We start from the raw sequence: 19,774 nt of genomic DNA on the forward strand, positions 1-19,774 counted from the left end.
GGTGGACACCGCGCCCTTCGATTACGCCGGGCTGCTGGAGCGGATCGTGGCGGACATCGCCCCGCTGCTGGGCAGCGGCACGCCGGCCGAGTACATCCCGGCGCTCGCCTCCGTCGACCCGGGGCAGTTCGGGATGGCCGTCGCCGACCTCGACGGCAACGTCTTCGGGGTGGGCGACTGGCAGGTCCCCTTCTCCGCGCAGTCCATCACCAAGGTCTTCGCGCTCGCCCTCGCGCTGGCCGAGGGCGGCGACAGCCTGTGGGAGCGGGTCGGCCGGGAGCCCTCGGGCAACCCGTTCAACTCGCTCGTACAGCTGGAGTACGAAAACGGCATTCCGCGCAATCCATTCATCAACGCGGGCGCCCTCGTGGTCACCGACGTGCTCCAGACCCTGACCGGCGACGCGAGCAGCGAACTGCTGGAGTTCCTCCGGCAGGAGAGCCAGAACCCGGACATAGGCTTCGACGCCGAGGTCGCGGCCTCCGAGCAGTCGCACGGCGACCGCAACGCCGCCGTCGCCCACTTCATGGCCTCGTACGGCAACATCGTCAACCCGGTGCCGGCGCTGCTGGAGCACTACTTCTGGCAGTGCTCCATCGAGATGAGCTGCGCCGACCTGGCCCGCGCCGGACGCTTCCTGGCCCGGCACGGGCTGCGGGCGGACGGCTCGCGGCTGCTGACGCGCAGCGAGGCGAAGCAGGTCAACGCGGTGATGCTGACCTGTGGGACCTACGACGCGGCGGGCGAGTTCGCGTACCGCGTCGGCCTGCCGGGGAAGAGCGGGGTCGGCGGGGGGATCGTGGCCGTGGTCCCGGGCCGCTGCGTCCTGGCCGTCTGGAGCCCGGGCCTCGACGCCCGCGGCAACTCGGTCGCGGGCGTGGCCGCCCTCGACCGCTTCACCACCCTGACGGGCCTCTCGGTCTTCTGACCCGCAGGTCCGCTCCTGGGGCTCCGCCCCAGACCCCCTCCGGCGTTTGAGGCGCGGGGTCTGGGGCGGAGCCCGGTCACTCGCGGCTCAGCGGCCCCGGTCAGCCCCGGCCGAGCGCCAGCTCGTAGCGCCGGGCCGGGTTGCCACCCGGAGTGGTGAACTCCTCGGCCAGCTCCATCCCGAGCCGCTCCGCCACCGCCACGGATCGCCCGTTGCGGGCGTCGATCATCGCCACCACGTGCGGAACACCGGCCGCCCGGACCCGGTCCAGCGTGGCCAGCGCAGCGGCATACGCGTAGCCCCGCCCCCACGCGGAGCGCCCCAGTCGCCAGCCGATCTCGATCTCGCCGACCGGCCCCCACGACTTCTCCGCCGGCCACGGCTGCGCGCCGGTGAAGCCGATCACCGCGCCCTCCCCGTCCAGCAGGGTCCACAGGCAGTAGCCGAGCTGTGCGTCGTGCATGCGCTGGCGCGCGGACAACTCCTCGTACGCGGACAGTTCCGCGGGACCACCGAGGAACTCCATGACGTCGGGGTCGGCGAAGGCCGCGTGCCAGGCGTGCGCGTCCTCATCCGTGGGCACGCGGAGCTGTACGGCGGGAAGCGGCCGGGTCGGCGAGGTGGTCATCGGAGGCACCCTTCGGATCGTGATCTCTCTCGCTGCATAGACTGCACATGTCCGGTGCCGTTGGGCACCCTTTATCGAGCCTTCGGGAGACCCCGCAGTGACCGAGCTCCTCTCCGAACACTCCGCGGACGTGATCGTCGTCGGGGCCGGGCCCGCCGGCTCGACCACCGCCTACTACCTCGCCAAGGCCGGATTGGACGTCCTGCTGCTGGAGAAGACGGCGTTCCCGCGCGAGAAGGTCTGCGGTGACGGCCTCACCCCGCGCGCCACCAAGCAGCTGGTGGCGATGGGCATCGACATCTCCGAAGAGGCCGGCTGGCTGCGGAACAAGGGTCTGCGCATCATCGGCGGCGGCCAGCGGCTGCAGTTGGACTGGCCGGAACTCGCCTCCTTCCCGGACTACGGACTCGTCCGCAAGCGCGACGACTTCGACGAGACCCTGGCCCGCCAGGCGCAGAAGGCCGGCGCTCGGCTGTACGAGCGCTGCAACGTCGGCGAGCCCGTACGCGACCCGCGCACCGGCCACATCACCGGCGTGCAGGCGAAGCTGGGCGAGGAGAAGACCCCGGTCACCTTCCGCGCCCCGCTCGTCGTCGCGGCCGACGGCAACTCCTCCCGGCTGTCCCTCGCGATGGGCCTGCACCGGCGCGAGGACCGCCCGATGGGCGTCGCCGTCCGCACGTACTTCACCTCGCCCCGGCACGACGACGACTACCTGGAGTCCTGGCTGGAGCTGTGGGACCGGCGCGGCGCGCAGGACCGGCTGCTGCCCGGCTACGGCTGGATCTTCGGCATGGGCGACGGCACCTCCAACGTGGGCCTCGGCATCCTCAACTCCTCCTCCGCCTTCAAGGAGCTGGACTGGCGCGAGGTCCTCAAGGCCTGGTGCGCCTCCATGCCCGAGGACTGGGGCTACACCCCCGAGAACATGACGCAGCCGATCCGCGGCGCGGCCCTGCCGATGGCCTTCAACCGGCAGCCGCACTACACCAAGGGCCTGCTGCTGGTCGGCGACGCGGGCGGGCTCGTCAACCCGTTCAACGGCGAGGGCATCGCGTACGCCATGGAGTCGGGCCAGATCGCGGCCGACGTCATCGTGCAGGCGCACGCCCGGGCCACCCCGGCCCAGCGCGAGCTGGCGCTGCACAACTACCCGAAGGTGCTCAAGGAGACCTACGGCGGCTACTACACGCTGGGCCGCGCCTTCGTGAAGCTGATCGGCAACCCGAAGGTGATGAAGGTCGCCGCGCAGCGCGGCCTGACCCACCCGGTCCTGATGCGGTTCACGCTGAAGATGCTGGCCAACCTGACCGACCCGACGGGCGGCGACGCGATGGACCGCATCATCAACGGCCTCTCGAAGGTGGCCCCGAAGGCCTGAACCGGGCGGCGGACGGCGGCGCCCGTGCGGGCGCCGCTCGTTCAGTCCTCCGGGTGCGTGTGCGGGTGCTCGTCCGTGGTCGTGGTCGTGGCTCCGGCGGCAGCCGCGTCGGGACCGGTGTCCGGGCGGCCGTGCACCGTACGGACGCACCTCGCCAGCAGGACCAGCCCGCACACCAGCAGCGCGGCCGAGGCGGTCCAGCCGAGCCCCAGCGTGAGCGGGTGCCCCGGCTTCTGCCAGGGGCGGGCGGTCGTCAGCAGCCAGCCCCCCACGGCGAGCAGGCCGAGCCCGAGCGCGGCCGGGACGGCGGTGGGGTCACCGGTGGGGTCGCCGGTGCCGTGGGACTCGTACGGCTTCGGGTTCACGGGACCACCACCTCCGGGGGCGGGTCGCTCTGACGGTCAGGGCGCCGCCGCTATCTTCGCAGGGCCTCGGCCGGTTCGACACGGGCCGCCCGCCAGGCGGGATAGAGGCCGGCCAGCAGCCCCGTGACCAGGCCGACGAGCGGCGCCGCGGCGACGGTGACCGGGTGGATCACCGGGGTCCAGTCCCGGGCGAGGGAGACGGCGACGACGGTCAGCTCGCCCAGCGAGGTGCCGACCAGCCCGCCGAGGGCCCCGAGGGCCGCGGACTCGGTGAGGAACTGCGCCGAGACGTGCCGGCCGCGGGCGCCCAGCGCACGCCGCAGCCCGATCTCGCCGGTCCGCTCCAGCACGGCGACGAGCGTGGTGTTGGCGATCCCGACGGCCCCGATGACCAGGCAGATCCCGGCGAGCAGCAGGAAGAGCGCGCTCAGGTCGGAGGTGACGCCGGAGCGCAGGGTGCGCGGGTCCGGCGGCGGGACGGCCTTGAGGTACTCGGGGTGGTCGGGCCGCAGCGCGAGCGGGGCCAGGTCGGCGACCTGCCGGGCGGCCCCGAGCTCGGTGGAGATCAGCATGCTCGCGGAGCCGGGCGACGGCGGACCCCACAGCTGCTCCGCGGTGGTGCGCGGGACGAGGACCGACATCAGGTGTTCGGGCCGGCGTTCCAGGTCGGCGACGATGCCGCCCACGGTGAAGGGCTCCTGGCCGATGTAGAGGGCGGGCCGGGTGGCCAGGGTGGTGATCCCGAGGCGGGCGGCGAGCCCGCTGCCGATGACGACGACGCGCTCGTGGCCGCGCTCGGCGAACTCGTCGTAGAGCCGCCCCTGCTGGAGGGTCGGCACGAGGGCGGCGACGGCCCCGGGGGAGGCGGCGACGACGGCCGCGCCGGTGGTGGCCTCGCCGGCGCCGGACGGCAGCGGGCCGACGGAGGTCCGCGAGTCCAGCCGTACCGTCCACATCACCCCGGCGTGCTCGACGCCCTCGACCGCGCGCAGCCGCCGTTCGGCATCGGCGGGGAAGCCGGGGCCCGCGAACTCGTCCTGCTGCCCGGCGACGTCCTCGATGCTCACCTCGGTGGCGGTCAGGACGTTGAACCGGCCGTCGATCTGCGAGGAGATGGTGGCGGTGAGGCCGAGTACGGCCACGAAGCTGCCGACGCCGAGGACGGTGCCGAGGGCGGTGAGCGCGGCCCGGCCGGGACGGCGCAGCATGCCGGCGACGGCCTCGGACAGGGCGTCGCGTACGGACAGCCGGGTCGGTGCGACGGTGCTCACAGGTGCAGCCGCCCGTCGCGGATGGTGACGGTCCGGCGGCCGCGCCGGGCCACCTCCAGGTCGTGCGTGATGACGAGGACGGTCATCCCGGAGCCGTGGAGGTCGTCCAGCAGCCCGAGGACGGAGGCGGCGTTGGCGGAGTCGAGGTTGCCGGTCGGCTCGTCGCACAGCAGCAGCGAGGGCCGTCCGACGAGGGCGCGGGCGATGGCCACGCGCTGCCGCTCGCCGCCCGACAGCCGCCCGGGCACGGCGCCGGCCCGGTGCCCGAGACCGACCTGGTCCAGGGCCTCGCGGGCCCGTACGAGGCGCTGGGCGCGCGGAATTCCGGTGTAGAGCATGGCGAGGGTGACGTTCTCCAGGGCGGACCGGTGGGGCAGCAGGTGGAAGGACTGGAAGACGAAGCCGATGCGGCGGCCGCGCAGGGCGGTGCGCTCCCGGTCGGGCAGGGCCGCGGTGTCGATCCCGTCGAGGAGGTACCGGCCGCTGGTGGGGGAGTCGAGCAGTCCGGCGACGTTGAGGAAGGTGGACTTTCCGGAGCCGGAGGGGCCGACGACGGTGATGAACTCGCCGCGCCGGACGACGAGCTCGCAGGGGTGGAGGGCCTCGACGGGCGGCGGCCCGGGGTAGGTGAGGCCGACCCCGCGGAACTCGATCACGGGGGCGGCCTCGCCGGCGGGCGCTTCGGCATCGGCCTCGGACGCCTCGGCTTCGGGGGAGGTGGCGCGGGAGCGCCGGGGGAGGAGCCTCACTTGGCCTTCCCGGGGTTCGCGCGGGTCCCGCGGGGCGCGACCCCGATCACCACGCGCGTGCCGGCCACGAGGGAGCCCGCCTGGGCCGGGGTGACGGCCACGAAGCCGTCGCCGCTGGTGCCGGTGCGTACCTCGATGCGCCGCTGGGTGCCCTCGGCGGACACGGCGGTGACGACCGTACGCCCGTCCGCCCCGGCCGAGACGGCGGTGACCGGGACCACGAGGGCCTCGCCGTCGGTGGAGGCGGACTCGATGGTCAGCCGGACGTCCTGACCGGCGAAGCCGGCGGGCAGCGGCTGGTCGGCGCGGACCACCATCCGGTAGCCGAGATCGGCTCCGCCTCCGCTGCCCCCGCCGGTGCCGTCCCCGCCGCCCTTGGCGTTCTGGCCCTGCTCCTGCTGCCGGGGCGGGCCGGCGGGCTGTGCGGCGGACCGCTCGGTGGCGACCAGGGCCACCTTCCCGCGGACGTCGGTGCCGGCGACCTCGGAGGAGACCACCACGGCCATGCCGGGGCGCAGCAGCTGCTTCTTGTCGTCCTTGAGGTAGGCCTCGACGACGAGTTCCCCGGCGGAGAGCGTGAGCACCGGGCCCGAGACGGGGGAGCCGACGCGGGCGCCGACGGAGCTGACGCGGGCCGGGAAGGAGCCCAGGAACACGGTCTCGGCGGCGGGCAGCATCGGCCCGTCGGCGGCCTCGGCGGCGGCGAGCGCGGCCTGCGCCTCCGTGAGGGCCTGCCGGGCCCGCACCAACTCCCGCCCGGAGCCGGAGCCGGAGCCCGCCGCCGTCCCGCCCTTGCCGGACCCGGCGTCCGCGGGCGCACCCGTAGGGCCCGGCCCGGAGGCGGATCCGCCGCCCTGACCCGCGGAACCGGCGGAGCCACTCGCGCCCGAGGGGGCCGGCCCGGCGGTGGAGCCGCCGCCCGAACCCGCGGGACCGGCGGAGCCCACCGCGTCCTCGACGGCCCACGTCGCCGACCGGACCGCCTCCCGCGCCGACTTGAGCGCCGCGCCGCCGTCGGCGACCGCGGGCAGCGGCTCGTACCCGATGGCCCGGTAGCGGGCGGCGAGCGCGGCCTTCGTACCGGCTCCGAAGACGCCCTTCGGGTCGGAGCCGGTGCCGTGCCCGAGCTCGCGCAGCGCCTGCTGCACCTGTGCGACGTCGTCCCCGGAGGCCCCCGGCTTGAGGTCCCGGTACATCGGCTGCGTGCCGTGCAGGGTGAACACCGGCCGCCCGGAGACCTCGGCGATCAGCTGCCCCGCCGTGACCGGATCCCCGGCCTTCGGCGGCAGCTTGGTCACCATGGCCGCCCCCGACCCCGCGCCGTCACCGGAGCGGATCCCCTGCGGGGACACCTCGACGCTCTGGTCGGCGACGACGGAGCCGCGCATCACCAGGGTCTGCGCGAGCACCCGCCGTTCGACCTCCGCCGTCAGGGCACCCTGCGCGGGCGGGCCGGTCTCCGCGGCCACCTGCGCGGGGGACTTCACGAACGTGGTGGCCAGCAGCCCCCCGATGGCCATCAGCGCGGCCCCGCCGACGACTGCGAGCACCACGCGCCGCCCCCGCGCGAGCCCGCCGCGGTCGTCCTCGGGCACCTCGGTGTGCTCCACGACGTGATCGAGCTCGCTCATCTCTCCGTCCGGCACTTCTTCAACGCGTTCACGTGGTCGCGCTTGAGCGCGGACCACTGCTCGGGAGTGCCCTTGGTCTGGTCGATCTCACCGGTGACCGGATCGGGGTCCGGGTACCAGGACACGCCCTCGGCCCGCAGGCAGGCGGCCTCCTTCTGCGCGGCGGCGAGCTGCTCCGGCTCGGCCGGCCGGGGCTTCGCGGCCGGCGGCAGCTTCGACTCGCAGGCCTTGTGCGCCTCCTCGTTCCAGGGCTTCGACTTGTCCTCGCGGGGCGCGCCGTAATCGGTGTGGACGATGGCCACGCCCTGCTTCTCCAAGCAGTCGTAGTAGGCGATTTCCTCGGCGGTGGGCGGCGGACTGTCGCTCGCCCCGGGTTCCTTGTCCCCGCCGCCGCATCCCGTCAGTGAAATGCATATGAGGAGCAGTGGAGCGAAATAGCGTGCGTGCACGACGGGAGTTCCCTTGCGGCGGTAGAAGTGGGATCGGCGCGCCCGTGCGAGAAGTGCGAGGAGTGCGCGCCGGGCGATAGTAGAGAGCGGAAAGTGCACGCACAAGTTCCTGGACAGTAACCAGACGTGACTGTCCATCAGGTGAGAAGGACCTGGTTTTCGGACGCCGTGACCTGTTGAATCCCGGCCGGACGGAGTCGCGATCATGGTTTCGGCTCCGCGTCGCCATTTCACCTGCAGAGGGGCAGAACATGAACAAGGCATTCCGCGCGCTGACCACGGGCGGCGTCGCCGCCGTATCGGTGTGCGCGATTCTCCTGGGTACGGCCGGACAGGCCGCGGCCATGGGCAAGGACGGAAATCTGGAAGTCGACGAGTTCGGTCTTTTCTACTACCAGGGTCAGTCGGGTTGTGTGTTTGACCTGTACGGCGAGGACCTGAACTTCAACGACAACTACTTCAAGAGCGGGTGCACGGGCGCCGGGGCCCTCGTGAACGACAACACCGAGTCGTACCGGAACCGCGACGTCTACGCCTGGAAGGTCGCGACCGACGCGAACATCGACGGCAATGTCGGCGAGATCCCGTCGGGCTACTCGGGCAACGCCTCGGCCAATTTCAAGAACAAGATCAGCTCGGCCACCTTCACCCTCCACCCCTGATCCGGACGAAGGAGTTCCACGCTATGCGCACCGCCCGGCGCCTCCGTCTCGTCGCCCCGGCCGTCCTGCTGGCCACGGTGCTGGCCGGATGTTCCGGCGCCGGCGGTGCGGAGGGCGGCGAACCGGAGCTCGGCCCCGTCGAGTCCAATCCGGCGACGGCCGCGCTGTCCTTCCCGATGGACGCGTACACGGACACCGAAGCCGAGCGGATCCGCATGGGCCAGGTCCAGCAGATGCTGGTCTCCCGGTGCATGGCCCGGTACGGGTTCACGTACGAGGGGGTGAGGGCGGCCGCGCCGTCCGGCGGCGGGGCGGCCGAGGACCGGCACCGGTACCTCTTCGGCCCGGCTGATCCGGTGTACGCGGCGGCCCACGGGTACGACAAGTCCGCGGGGGAGGGGATGCCCGCCAAGCCCCCGGCGCCGCAGCTGAGCGACAGCGCCTACGTCGTGATGAACGGCGAACAGCCGGGAGCCCAGGGCGCGAAAATCCCCGACGCGAACACAGAGGAGGAGGCCGCGCAGCTCGACAGCGGCCTGATGGCGGGCGGGCAGAAGGTGCCGGCCGGCGGGTGTGCGCGGGAGGGCTACCGGAAGCTGTACGCGCCGACGAAGGACAGCGTGGACCTGCTCTTCGCGTTCGGGCTGGCCTCGGAGGCGCACGAGCGGTCCCGGCAGGACTCCCGGGTCGTCGGCATGCTGAAGAACTGGGCGGCATGCATGGACAAATCGGGATACGGCGGGGTTGCCACGCCGTACGAGGTCATCGAGAAGCTGGGCCTGCAGGACGACAAGGGCGGCGCGAAGGCCGTCACGGCCGCCAAGGCCGACGTCGCGTGCAAGCGCGAGGTGAACCTCGTCGGGATCTGGGCCGCGGTCGAGAAGGCCTACCAGGAGCGTCTCGTCGAGGAGCACGCCGAGACGCTGGCGCTCTACAAGAAGCAGCGCGACGCGCGCTTCAAGCTGGCGGCGAGCCTCGCCTGAGGCGGGCCGAAGGGCCGGTACTCCACCCCCGAGCGGGAGAGTACCGGCCCTTTCGTGCCGTGGTGACGATCCGGAGGATCAGAGGACGCGGACGGCGCCCGTCGGCTTGTCGTAGCTCAGGTTGCGCTCGACGATGCCCGTGCTGGGGTTCTGCGCGCCGACGAACTTGCCGCCGCCGACGTAGATGGCGACGTGGTACGCGCTGCCCTTGGAGCCCCAGTAGAGGATGTCGCCCGGCTGAAGGGCGTTCAGGGACACCGAGGTGCCGGCCGAGGACTGCGCCTGGGACATGCGCGGCAGGGAGATGCCGGCCTGGCGGTAGGCGGCCTGGACGAGGCCGGAGCAGTCGAACGAGGACGGGCCGGTGCCGCCCATGACGTACGCCTTGCCGACCTGCGCGCGGGCGAAGTTGACGATCGCGGCGGCGGAGCCGGTGGCCGGGGCGGTGACGGTACCGGTGCCCTGGGAGCTGCCGGAGCCGGAGCCGGAGGCCGAAGTGCTGTTGAGGGAAGTGCGGGCGGAGGAGCGGGTGGCGCGCTCGGCCGCGGCCTTGCGGTCCGCCTCCTCCTTCTCCTTCTTCTCCTCGTCGGCCTTCTTCTGGGCCTCTTCCTTGGCCTGCTTCGCCTCGGCGGCGGCGCCGGTGCGGGCGCTCTCCTCCTGGGCGGTCAGTTCGCCCTCGACGGCGGCCAGGCGGGTGTTCTCGGCTGCCGTGGTGACGGCGGAGGAGACCTCGGCGGCCAGATCCAGGTTGAGGACCGGCATTTCGAGCGTCGTCTCGGCCACGGGCTCGGACGGGGACGCGCTCGCGGTGCCGGCCATGGCCAGGGTGCTGAGGACGCCACCGGCAACTCCGGCGCGGACCGCGAGCTTCGAGGCGCTACGACGGGGCTTCCGGTGGCTGGGTATGTGAGCGGTGTGGGACATGAGGACAACCGCTATCAGGGCGTCCGGGGTCCCTTCAAGAAACGTGGGTTGCGCCACAGTTGCCCGCGAACGGCGCTAACCGGGCGCGTCCCGCTTCTTATTGACGCCGTAACGGGCGAAACGGACAGGCCTTCACAAGGCTGTGATCATGGGGTTTCTGAAATAAGTCCGAAATGATCCACGACCTACCATCCCGCCGCACAGATGGCCAAGCCCTCTTTCGGAAGCGAAGATTCAGAGTGGCGCAGGTCACAGGAGTGTCACGCGATGCGGACGCTGTGCCCCGTCCGTGACCTTCCTGTGAAGAGGCCGAGAGGTTCGTGAACGGATGCACGCGCCCGGGCGTCCCCTGGCACCCCTCGTCTGCCCCGCGTCCACCTCCGTACACACCCCTCCCCCGACCGGGCGACGCCGATCCCTTTACCGCCACCACGCGTGTGGTGCAAATTTGTCTGCACGGGGCATGTTTGATAATGACGCACGCTCTCTACCTGCGGTAACGGGGTCGGATGTCACCTTTGGTGATCCTGTGGATGCTTCCTGTATGAAGATCACCACTCAGTGGGCTTCATGATCGTTCGTCAGGTGGTGGAGATCACAAACTCGGTGTTGTAACCCGTGTCGCAGATCACAGACGGGCGGGCATAAGATGCGCAGCAGTCCGGCTTGTGAACTGCCTCACATGCAAGCGCTCGATTGAAGCGTGATCTTCGCGAGGCGGCGCACACGGTGCCGGAGGCGGTCCAACGGTCAAGGACGACTGGAAGGAGCGAGGAGCGTGAATGCGTACGCACCCATCCTCGTGCTCGGCGCCCTCGGCGCAGGGTTTGCGATCTTCTCCGTGGTCATGGCCACGCTGATCGGCCCAAAACGGTACAACCGGGCGAAGCTCGAAGCGTACGAGTGCGGCATCGAGCCGACACCGATGCCGGCCGGCGGCGGCCGCTTCCCCATCAAGTACTACCTGACGGCGATGCTCTTCATCGTCTTCGACATCGAGGTTGTCTTCCTCTACCCCTGGGCCGTCACCTTCGACTCCCTGGGGATCTTCGGGCTCGTCGAGATGCTGCTCTTCGTGCTCACCGTCTTCGTCGCCTACGCCTACGTGTGGCGCCGCGGCGGCCTGGAATGGGACTGAGGGGCTGAATTTTCCATGGGACTGGAAGAGAAGCTGCCGAGCGGCTTCCTGCTGACCACCGTCGAACAGGCCGCGGGCTGGGTGCGCAAGTCGTCCGTCTTCCCGGCGACCTTCGGCCTGGCCTGCTGCGCCATCGAGATGATGACCACCGGAGCGGGCCGGTACGACCTGGCCCGCTTCGGCATGGAGGTCTTCCGCGGCTCCCCGCGCCAGGCCGACCTGATGATCGTGGCCGGCCGGGTCAGCCAGAAGATGGCGCCGGTGCTGCGGCAGGTGTACGACCAGATGCCCGCTCCCAAGTGGGTCATCTCCATGGGGGTCTGCGCCTCTTCGGGCGGCATGTTCAACAACTACGCGATCGTCCAAGGCGTCGACCACATCGTCCCGGTGGACATCTACCTGCCCGGCTGCCCGCCGCGCCCCGAGATGCTGATGGACGCGATCCTCAAGCTCCACCAGAAGATCCAGGGCGGAAAGCTCGGCGTGAACCGGGAAGAGGCGGCACGTGAGGCGGAGGAGGCGGCCCTCAAGGCCCTCCCCACCATCGAGATGAAGGGGCTGCTCCGGTGAGCGAGACCCAAGAGCCGGAGAACGGCACCACCGGCGACAACGGCAGCAACGTCCCTGCGCCGCGCGACCAGGGACCCGAGGTCATCGGCGTCCGCAAGGGCATGTTCGGCGCCGCGAACGGCGGCGACACCAGCGGATACGGCGGCCTGGTGCGCACCGTCGCCCTGCCCGGCGCGACCAGCCGCCCGTACGGCTCCTACTTCGACGAGGTGGCCGACGAGCTCGAGGGCGCCCTGGAGGAGCAGGACCTGGTCCCCGAGAACGCCATCGAGAAGACGGTGGTCGACCGGGGCGAGCTGACCTTCCACATCGCCCGCGAGCACCTCGTACGGGTCGCGCGCACCCTGCGCGACGACCCCGCCCTGCGCTTCGAACTCTGCACCGGCGTCTCCGGGGTCCACTTCCCCGAAGACAAGGGCCGCGAGCTGCACGCCGTCTACCACCTGCGCTCGCTCACCCACGGCCGGATCGTGCGGCTGGAGGTGTCCGTCCCGGACAGCGACCCGCACGTCCCCTCGCTCGTCCCCGTCTACCCGACCAACGACTGGCACGAGCGCGAGACGTACGACTTCTTCGGCCTGATCTTCGACGGGCACCCGGCCCTCACCCGGATCATGATGCCGGACGACTGGCAGGGCTTCCCGCAGCGCAAGGACTACCCGCTCGGCGGCATCCCCGTCGAGTACAAGGGCGCCCAGATCCCGGCTCCCGACCAGCGGAGGTCGTACAGCTGATGTCCACTTCGAATCACGCCTCCGCCGATCACGCTTCCGCGCGCGAGACGACCGAGGGCACCGTCTACACCGTCACCGGCGGCGACTGGGACGAGATCGTCCAGTCCGCGGCCAGGGCCGACGACGAGCGGATCGTCGTCAACATGGGCCCCCAGCACCCGTCCACCCACGGGGTGCTCCGCCTGATCCTGGAGATCGACGGCGAGACGGTCACCGAGGCCCGCTGCGGCATCGGCTACCTGCACACCGGCATCGAGAAGAACCTCGAATACCGGAACTGGACGCAGGGCACCACCTTCGTGACGCGCATGGACTACCTGACGCCGTTCTTCAACGAGACGGCGTACTGCCTCGGCGTCGAGAAGCTGCTCGGCATCACCGACCAGATCCCGGACCGCGCCACCGTCATCCGCGTCCTGCTGATGGAGCTCAACCGGCTCTCCTCCCACCTGGTGTGCATCGCCACCGGCGGCATGGAGCTGGGCGCGACCACGATCATGATCTACGGCTTCCGCGACCGCGAACTGATCCTCGACATCTTCGAGCTGATCACCGGACTGCGCATGAACCACGCGTTCATCCGCCCCGGCGGCCTCGCGCAGGACCTGCCCCCGGGCGCCGTCGACCAGCTGCGCGAGTTCATCAAGACGATGAAGAAGAACCTGCCGGAATACGACAAGCTCGCCACCGGCAACCCCATCTTCAAGGCCCGCATGCAGGACGTCGGCTACCTCGACCTCACCGGCTGCATGGCGCTCGGCGCCACCGGCCCGATCCTGCGCTCCGCCGGCCTGCCGCACGACCTGCGCAAGTCCGAGCCGTACTGCGGGTACGAGAACTACGAGTTCGACGTGCCGACCACCGAGAGCTGCGACTCCTACGGGCGGTTCCTGATCCGCCTGGAGGAGATGCGCCAGTCGCTGCGGATCGTCGAGCAGTGCCTGGAGCGGCTGCAGCCGGGCCCGGTGATGGTCGCCGACAAGAAGATCGCCTGGCCGGCGCAGCTGGCGATGGGCCCCGACGGCCTCGGCAACTCGCTCGACCACATCAGGAACATCATGGGCACCTCCATGGAGGCCCTCATCCACCACTTCAAGCTGGTGACCGAGGGCTTCCGGGTACCGGCCGGCCAGGCGTACGCGGCCGTCGAATCGCCCAAGGGCGAGCTCGGCGTGCACGTGGTCTCCGACGGCGGCACCCGCCCCTACCGGGTCCACTTCCGCGACCCGTCCTTCACCAACCTGCAGGCCATGGCCGCGATGTGCGAGGGCGGCCAGGTCGCCGACGTCATCGTCGCCGTCGCCTCCATCGACCCCGTGATGGGAGGCGTCGACCGATGACCGCCAGTCCTCAGAACCAAGGGGTCTCGCTGGGCATGCCCCAGCTGCCGGCCCCCGACTTTCCGGCGGAGGTACGCGAGCGCCTCGAAGCGGACGCGAAGGAGGTCATCGCCCGCTACCCCGACAGCCGCTCGGCCCTGCTGCCGCTGCTGCACCTGTGCCAGGCACAGGAAGGCCACGTCTCGCGCACCGGAGTCCGCTTCTGCGCCGAGGTGCTGGGCCTGACCACCGCCGAGGTCACGGCCGTCGCGACCTTCTACACGATGTACCGCCGCAAGCCCTCCGGCGACTACCAGGTCGGCGTGTGCACGAACACCCTGTGCGCGGTGATGGGCGGCGACGCCATCTTCGAGGAACTCAAGGAGCACCTCGGGGTCGGCAACAACGAGACCACCCCCGACGGCAAGGTCACCCTCGAACACATCGAGTGCAACGCGGCCTGCGACTTCGCCCCCGTGGTGATGGTCAACTGGGAGTTCTTCGACAACCAGACCCCCGCATCCGCCAAGGCGCTCGTGGACGACCTGCTGGCCGGCCGCGAGGTCTCGCCGACCCGGGGCGCGCCGCTGTGCACGTACAAGGAGACCGCCCGGATCCTGGCCGGGTTCCCGGACGAGCGCGAGGGCGCGGTCGAGGCGACCGGCGGCGCCGGTCCCGCCTCCCTGATCGGGCTGCGCATCGCCCGCGGCGAGTCCCCGCACGCCTCGATCGTGCACCCGCGTACCGAGGCGCGCGGCGAGGCCCGTGGCGACACCACCACTGAGGGAGGGGAGGGATGACCGTGTCCTCCGAACTGAGCAATGGGGGCAGCACCTCCCGGCCGGAGGCCGGCGGGGGCACGAGCCCGGAGAAGCTCCTCGCGCCCGTGCTGTCGGCCTTCTGGGACGAGCCGCAGTCGTGGACGCTGGAGACCTACCGGCGCCACGAGGGCTACGAAGGCCTGCGCAAGGCGCTCGCGATGACCCCCGACGACCTCATCGCGTACGTCAAGGACTCGGGCCTGCGCGGACGCGGCGGCGCCGGCTTCCCCACCGGGATGAAGTGGCAGTTCATCCCCCAGGGCGACGGGAAGCCGCACTACCTCGTCGTGAACGCGGACGAGTCGGAGCCGGGAACCTGCAAGGACATCCCCCTCCTCTTCGCCAACCCGCACTCCCTCATCGAGGGAATGATCATCGCGTGCTACGCGATCCGCTCGCAGCACGCCTTCATCTACCTGCGCGGCGAGGTGGTGCCGGTCCTGCGGCGCCTGCACGAGGCGGTGCGCGAGGCGTACGAGGCCGGTTACCTCGGGAAGGACATCCTCGGGAGCGGGCTCGACCTCGACATCACGGTGCACGCGGGCGCGGGCGCGTACATCTGCGGCGAGGAGACGGCGCTGCTCGACTCCCTCGAAGGCCGGCGCGGTCAGCCCCGGCTGCGTCCCCCCTTCCCTGCCGTCGAGGGGCTCTACGCGTGCCCCACTGTCGTGAACAACGTCGAGTCCATCGCCTCGGTTCCCGCGATCCTGAACAAGGGCAAGGACTGGTTCAAGTCGATGGGGACCGAGAAGTCCCCCGGTTTCACGCTGTATTCGCTGTCCGGGCACGTCGCCGGACCCGGCCAGTACGAGGCCCCGCTCGGCATCACCCTGCGCCAGCTCCTCGACATGAGCGGCGGCATGCGGCCCGGCCACCGGCTGAAGTTCTGGACCCCGGGCGGCTCCTCCACCCCGATGTTCACCGACGAGCACCTCGACGTCCCGCTCGACTACGAGGGCGTCGGCGCGGCCGGCTCCATGCTCGGCACCAAGGCGCTCCAGTGCTTCGACGAGACCACCTGCGTGGTGCGGGCCGTGACCCGGTGGACGGAGTTCTACGCCCACGAGTCCTGCGGCAAGTGCACCCCGTGCCGCGAGGGCACGTACTGGCTGGTCCAGCTGCTGCGCGACATCGAGGCCGGCAAGGGCGTCATGTCCGACCTCGACAAGCTGAACGACATCGCCGACAACATCAACGGCAAGTCCTTCTGCGCGCTCGGCGACGGCGCGGCCAGCCCGATCTTCTCCTCGCTCAAGTACTTCCGCGAGGAGTACGAGCAGCACATCACGGGCAAGGGCTGCCCCTTCGACCCCAGGAAGTCGACCCTCTGGGCCGACACGGAGGTGAACGCATGACCGTCACCACTACGGCCGCCTCCGGAGGAGACGCGGCCGTGCCGCCCGCGGACCTGGTGTCGCTGACCATCGACGGCGCCGAACTGTCCGTGCCCAAGGGCACCCTCGTCATCCGGGCCGCCGAACAGCTCGGCATCGAGATCCCCCGGTTCTGCGACCACCCCCTCCTCTCCCCGGCCGGCGCCTGCCGCCAGTGCATCGTCGAGGTCGAGGGCCAGCGCAAGCCGATGGCCTCCTGCACCATCACCTGCACCGACGGCATGGTCGTCAAGACCCAGCTGACCTCCGAGGTCGCCGACAAGGCCCAGCGCGGGGTGATGGAGCTGCTGCTCATCAACCACCCGCTGGACTGCCCGGTCTGCGACAAGGGCGGCGAGTGCCCGCTGCAGAACCAGGCGATGTCGCACGGCAACGCCGACTCGCGGTTCGAGGGGAAGAAGCGCACCTACGAGAAGCCGGTCCCGATCTCCACGCAGGTGCTGCTGGACCGCGAGCGCTGCGTACTGTGCGCCCGCTGCACCCGCTTCTCCAACGAGATCGCCGGCGACCCGATGATCGAGCTGCTGGAACGCGGCGCGCTCCAGCAGGTCGGCATCGGCGAGGGCGACCCCTTCGAGTCGTACTTCTCCGGCAACACCATCCAGATCTGCCCGGTCGGCGCCCTCACCTCGGCCGCGTACCGGTTCCGCTCCCGCCCGTTCGACCTCGTCTCCTCCCCGAGCGTGTGCGAGCACTGCGCGGGCGGCTGCGCGACCCGTACCGACCACCGACGCGGCAAGGTGCTGCGCCGCCTCGCCGCCGAGGACCCCGAGGTCAACGAGGAGTGGATCTGCGACAAGGGCCGCTTCGGGTTCCGCTACGCGCAGCGCCCGGACCGGCTCACCACCCCGCTGGTGCGCAACTCCGCCGGGGTGCTGGAGCCGGCGAGCTGGCCCGAGGCCCTGGAGGCCGCCGCGAACGGGCTCGCCGCCGCGCGCGGCCGGGCCGGGGTGCTCACCGGCGGCCGGCTCACCGTCGAGGACGCCTACGCGTACGCGAAGTTCGCCCGGGTGGTGCTCGACACCAACGACATCGACTTCCGGGCCCGCGTGCACAGTGCGGAGGAGGCCGAGTTCCTGGCCGCCACCGTCGCCGGCACCGGCAAGGACCTCGACGGGTCCGGTGTCACCAACACCTCGCTGGAGGCGGCCCCGGCCGTCCTCCTCGTCGGCATCGAGGCGGAGGAGGAGGCCCCCGGCGTCTTCCTGCGGCTGCGCAAGGCCCACCGCAAGCACAAGCAGCGGACCTTCGCCCTCGCCCCGTTCGCCACCCGCGGCCTGGAGAAGACGGGCGGCACGCTGCTGGCCGCCGCCCCCGGCACCGAGCCCGAGTGGCTGGACGCGCTCGCCTCCCGGACCGGCCTGGAGGCCGGCGGGTCCGTCGCCGCCGACGCGCTGCGCGAGCCCGGCGCCGTCATCGTGGTCGGGGAGCGGCTCGCCGGGGTGCCCGGCGCGCTGACCGCCGCCGTACGGGCCGCCGCCGCGACCGGCGCGAAGCTGGTGTGGATCCCGCGCCGGGCCGGTGAGCGGGCCGCCGTCGAGGCGGGCGCGCTGCCGTCCCTGCTGCCGGGCGGCCGCCCGGCCACCGACCCGCGGGCCCGCGACGAGGTCGCCACCGCCTGGGGCCTGGACGAACTCCCGCACCGCTACGGCCGCGACACCGGCCAGATCGTCGAGGCCGCGGCCTCCCGCGAGCTCTCGGCCCTGCTGGTCGCGGGCGTCGAGGTGAGCGACCTGCCGGATCCGGTCCGCGCGCGGATCGCCCTCCAGGAGGCCTTCGTGGTCTCCCTGGAACTGCGGCCCGGCGAGGTCACCGCCCACGCGGACGTGGTCCTCCCGGTGGCCGCGGTCGCCGAGAAGGCCGGTGCGTTCATCAACTGGGAGGGCAGGGTCCGCCCGTTCGAGGCGGCGCTCAAGCCCGACCAGATGACCCGCCGGCTCGCCCCGGCCGACGCCCGCGTGCTCCACATGCTGGCCGACGCCGCCGACCGGCCGATCGCGCTGCCCGACGTACACGCCGTACGCCGGGAGCTCGACGCGCTCGGCCCGTGGGCCGGGGAGCGCGCCGCCGAACAGGCCGCCGACACCGCGCCGCTGCCCCGCCCGGGCGTCGGCGAGGCGGTCCTCGCGGGCCACCGGCTCCTCCTCGACCTGGGCCGGCTCCAGGAGGGCGACGAGGCCCTTGCCGGCACGCGGCACGAGGCGAGCGCCCGGCTGTCGGCCGCCACGGCCGCCGAGACGGGCGTCAAGAACGGCGACGTCCTCGCGGTCACCGGCCCGGCCGGCTCCGTGGAACTCCCGCTCCGGATCACCGAGATGCCCGACCGCGTGGTCTGGCTCCCGCTGAACTCCACCGGCTCCGGCGTCCTCGCCGACGCCGGCGCCCGCCCGGGCAGCCTCGTGCGCATCGGCCCGGCGACCCCGGCCGGCGCCGGCGACACCACTGCGGAGGTGGACGCGTGAACGCGGTACACGGTGACTTCGTACAACTGGCCGCCGAGGACCTGTCCCTGTTCGGCCGGGACGTCTGGTGGCTCGTCGTCATCAAGGCGGTGTTCTGCTTCGCCTTCCTCATGGTGACCGTGCTCTTCTCCATCGTGTGGGAGCGCAAGGTCGTCGCCTGGATGCAGCTGCGCATCGGCCCCAACCGGCACGGGCCCTGGGGCATGCTCCAGTCGCTCGCCGACGGCGTGAAGCTGATGCTCAAGGAAGACCTCATCGTCAAGCGCGCCGACAAGGTGGTCTACGTCCTGGCCCCGATCATCGCGGCGATCCCGGCCTTCATGGCCATCGCGGTGATCCCCTTCGGGCCCGCGGACGACCAGGTCTCCATCTTCGGCCAGCGCACCAGCATGCAGCTGACCGACCTGCCCATCGCGATGCTCTACATCCTCGCGGTGGCCTCGGTCGGCATCTACGGCATCGTGCTGGCGGGCTGGTCCTCCGGCTCCACCTACCCGCTCCTCGGCGGACTGCGCTCCTGCGCGCAGATGATCTCCTACGAGATCGCGATGGGCGCGGCCTTCGCCTCGGTCTTCCTCTACTCCGGGTCGATGTCGACCTCGGCGATCGTCGAGGCGCAGGAGGACCGCTGGTTCATCGTCCTGCTGCCGGTGTCCTTCATCATCTACGTCATCACGATGGTCGGCGAGACGAACCGCGCCCCCTTCGACATGCCGGAGTCCGAGGGCGACCTCGTCGGCGGCTTCAACACCGAGTACTCGTCGATCAAGTTCGCGCTGTTCATGCTGGCCGAGTACGTCAACATGGTCACCGTCTCGGCGGTCTCGGTCACGCTCTTCCTCGGCGGCTGGCGGGCCCCGTACCCGATCAGCACGTTCTGGGAGGGCGCGAACCACGGCTGGTGGCCGATGCTCTGGTTCGTCATCAAGGTGCAGCTGCTGCTGTTCTTCTTCATCTGGCTGCGCGGCACGCTGCCGCGCGTGCGCTACGACCAGCTGATGAAGCTCGGCTGGAAGGTGCTGATCCCGGTCTCCGTGGTCTGGCTGATGCTGGTCGCGACCGTCCGGGCGCTGCGCAACGAGGCGTACGACTTCAGCGAGATCGTCCTCTACGTCGGCGGCGGAGTCGTGGCGATCCTGCTGCTCTCCTTCGTCGCGGACCTCTTCCGTGACAAGCGCGAGAAGGCGCAGGCCGCCGAGGCCGTCGCCGACGCCGTGCCCTTCGACCCGCTGGCGGGCGGATTCCCCGTACCGCCCAAGCCCGGCCAGCACCTGGCACCCGTACCCCGCAGGCGGTCTCGCAGCGAGCGGGAGCTGATTGTCAGTGGCGGGACGAATACTGACAGTGACCGAGAGGAGGCTTGAG

At 71.4% G+C, this 19,774-nt stretch carries 19 protein-coding genes; 12 read left to right on the forward strand and 7 right to left on the reverse strand.

Features of this window, described 5'->3' with window-relative positions:
* The first annotated feature begins 1 nt into the window (after position 1).
* The gene (locus tag AB0D29_RS02915) at positions 2 to 928 is read left to right on the forward strand and encodes a glutaminase (protein WP_362851878.1); all 927 of its coding nucleotides are present in this window, start codon (positions 2 to 4) and stop codon (positions 926 to 928) included.
* Positions 929 to 1,028: 100 nt separating this feature from the next.
* On the opposite strand, the gene AB0D29_RS02920 is transcribed toward AB0D29_RS02915, so the two are convergent.
* Positions 1,029 to 1,556: a GNAT family N-acetyltransferase gene (locus AB0D29_RS02920; protein ID WP_362851879.1), complete on the reverse strand. Its 528-nt coding sequence runs from the start codon at positions 1,554 to 1,556 to the stop codon at positions 1,029 to 1,031.
* Positions 1,557 to 1,653: 97 nt separating this feature from the next.
* Here AB0D29_RS02920 and AB0D29_RS02925 point away from each other — a divergent pair, with 97 nt between their 5' ends.
* The gene (locus AB0D29_RS02925; protein ID WP_362851880.1) at positions 1,654 to 2,937 is read left to right on the forward strand and encodes a geranylgeranyl reductase family protein; all 1,284 of its coding nucleotides are present in this window, start codon (positions 1,654 to 1,656) and stop codon (positions 2,935 to 2,937) included.
* Between the two features lie 41 nt (positions 2,938 to 2,978).
* Here the strand turns inward: AB0D29_RS02925 and AB0D29_RS02930 are convergent, their stop codons facing one another.
* The 5 genes from AB0D29_RS02930 to AB0D29_RS02950 form a co-directional block, all read right to left on the reverse strand.
* The gene (locus tag AB0D29_RS02930) at positions 2,979 to 3,302 is read right to left on the reverse strand and encodes a hypothetical protein (protein WP_362851881.1); all 324 of its coding nucleotides are present in this window, start codon (positions 3,300 to 3,302) and stop codon (positions 2,979 to 2,981) included.
* A gap of 50 nt (positions 3,303 to 3,352) precedes the next feature.
* Complete coding sequence (locus AB0D29_RS02935) at positions 3,353 to 4,573, reverse strand: ABC transporter permease (protein WP_362851882.1); 1,221 nt, start codon at positions 4,571 to 4,573, stop codon at positions 3,353 to 3,355.
* Entirely contained in the window at positions 4,570 to 5,229 is a 660-nt protein-coding gene (locus tag AB0D29_RS02940) for an ABC transporter ATP-binding protein (RefSeq protein ID WP_362852145.1), read from the reverse strand. Before AB0D29_RS02940 ends, AB0D29_RS02935 begins: the two co-directional genes overlap by 4 nt.
* An 89-nt stretch (positions 5,230 to 5,318) precedes the next feature.
* Positions 5,319 to 6,953 carry a peptidoglycan-binding domain-containing protein gene (locus AB0D29_RS02945; RefSeq protein WP_362851883.1) on the reverse strand — a complete coding sequence of 545 codons (1,635 nt, stop codon included), beginning with the start codon at positions 6,951 to 6,953 and terminating at the stop codon, positions 5,319 to 5,321.
* Positions 6,950 to 7,402 carry a hypothetical protein gene (locus AB0D29_RS02950; RefSeq protein ID WP_362851884.1) on the reverse strand — a complete coding sequence of 151 codons (453 nt, stop codon included), beginning with the start codon at positions 7,400 to 7,402 and terminating at the stop codon, positions 6,950 to 6,952. The genes AB0D29_RS02945 and AB0D29_RS02950 overlap by 4 nt, the downstream gene beginning before the upstream one ends.
* A gap of 251 nt (positions 7,403 to 7,653) precedes the next feature.
* On the opposite strand from AB0D29_RS02950, the gene AB0D29_RS02955 reads away from it, so the two are divergent.
* Together AB0D29_RS02955 and AB0D29_RS02960 are read left to right on the forward strand one after the other, a co-directional pair.
* Positions 7,654 to 8,064: a hypothetical protein gene (locus AB0D29_RS02955; RefSeq protein ID WP_362851885.1), complete on the forward strand. Its 411-nt coding sequence runs from the start codon at positions 7,654 to 7,656 to the stop codon at positions 8,062 to 8,064.
* Between the two features lie 23 nt (positions 8,065 to 8,087).
* Positions 8,088 to 9,047, forward strand: a complete 960-nt coding sequence (locus AB0D29_RS02960; protein ID WP_362851886.1) for a hypothetical protein — start codon at positions 8,088 to 8,090, stop codon at positions 9,045 to 9,047.
* Between the two features lie 78 nt (positions 9,048 to 9,125).
* Here the strand turns inward: AB0D29_RS02960 and AB0D29_RS02965 are convergent, their stop codons facing one another.
* On the reverse strand, positions 9,126 to 9,971 hold the full coding sequence (locus tag AB0D29_RS02965) for an NlpC/P60 family protein (protein WP_362851887.1): 846 nt from the start codon (positions 9,969 to 9,971) through the stop codon (positions 9,126 to 9,128).
* A 778-nt stretch (positions 9,972 to 10,749) separates the two neighbouring features.
* Here AB0D29_RS02965 and AB0D29_RS02970 point away from each other — a divergent pair.
* Genes AB0D29_RS02970 through nuoH form a run of 8 tightly spaced genes read left to right on the forward strand, consistent with a single transcriptional unit; the run spans position 10,750 to position 19,773 of the window.
* The gene (locus AB0D29_RS02970) at positions 10,750 to 11,109 is read left to right on the forward strand and encodes an NADH-quinone oxidoreductase subunit A (RefSeq protein WP_030010013.1); all 360 of its coding nucleotides are present in this window, start codon (positions 10,750 to 10,752) and stop codon (positions 11,107 to 11,109) included.
* 15 nt (positions 11,110 to 11,124) lie between these two features.
* Positions 11,125 to 11,679: an NADH-quinone oxidoreductase subunit B gene (locus tag AB0D29_RS02975; protein WP_030162005.1), complete on the forward strand. Its 555-nt coding sequence runs from the start codon at positions 11,125 to 11,127 to the stop codon at positions 11,677 to 11,679.
* A complete protein-coding gene (locus AB0D29_RS02980) occupies positions 11,676 to 12,413 on the forward strand; it encodes an NADH-quinone oxidoreductase subunit C (protein WP_362851888.1) in 738 nt (245 codons plus the stop codon). The genes AB0D29_RS02975 and AB0D29_RS02980 overlap by 4 nt, the downstream gene beginning before the upstream one ends.
* On the forward strand, positions 12,413 to 13,753 hold the full coding sequence (locus AB0D29_RS02985) for an NADH-quinone oxidoreductase subunit D (protein ID WP_362851889.1): 1,341 nt from the start codon (positions 12,413 to 12,415) through the stop codon (positions 13,751 to 13,753). The genes AB0D29_RS02980 and AB0D29_RS02985 overlap by 1 nt, the downstream gene beginning before the upstream one ends.
* Entirely contained in the window at positions 13,750 to 14,532 is a 783-nt protein-coding gene (gene nuoE / locus AB0D29_RS02990; protein WP_362851890.1) for an NADH-quinone oxidoreductase subunit NuoE, read from the forward strand. The genes AB0D29_RS02985 and nuoE overlap by 4 nt, the downstream gene beginning before the upstream one ends.
* Positions 14,529 to 15,908 (forward strand): NADH-quinone oxidoreductase subunit NuoF, encoded by a 1,380-nt coding sequence (nuoF, locus tag AB0D29_RS02995; RefSeq protein ID WP_319722239.1) that lies wholly within the window; start codon positions 14,529 to 14,531, stop codon positions 15,906 to 15,908. The genes nuoE and nuoF overlap by 4 nt, the downstream gene beginning before the upstream one ends.
* Complete coding sequence (locus AB0D29_RS03000) at positions 15,905 to 18,409, forward strand: NADH-quinone oxidoreductase subunit G (protein ID WP_362851891.1); 2,505 nt, start codon at positions 15,905 to 15,907, stop codon at positions 18,407 to 18,409. The genes nuoF and AB0D29_RS03000 overlap by 4 nt, the downstream gene beginning before the upstream one ends.
* Positions 18,406 to 19,773 carry an NADH-quinone oxidoreductase subunit NuoH gene (gene nuoH / locus AB0D29_RS03005; protein WP_362851892.1) on the forward strand — a complete coding sequence of 456 codons (1,368 nt, stop codon included), beginning with the start codon at positions 18,406 to 18,408 and terminating at the stop codon, positions 19,771 to 19,773. Before AB0D29_RS03000 ends, nuoH begins: the two co-directional genes overlap by 4 nt.
* Position 19,774 lies beyond the last annotated feature (1 nt).

It is taken from the genome of Streptomyces sp. NPDC048424 (genome assembly GCF_040651555.1).
Lineage (GTDB): Bacteria > Actinomycetota > Actinomycetes > Streptomycetales > Streptomycetaceae > Streptomyces.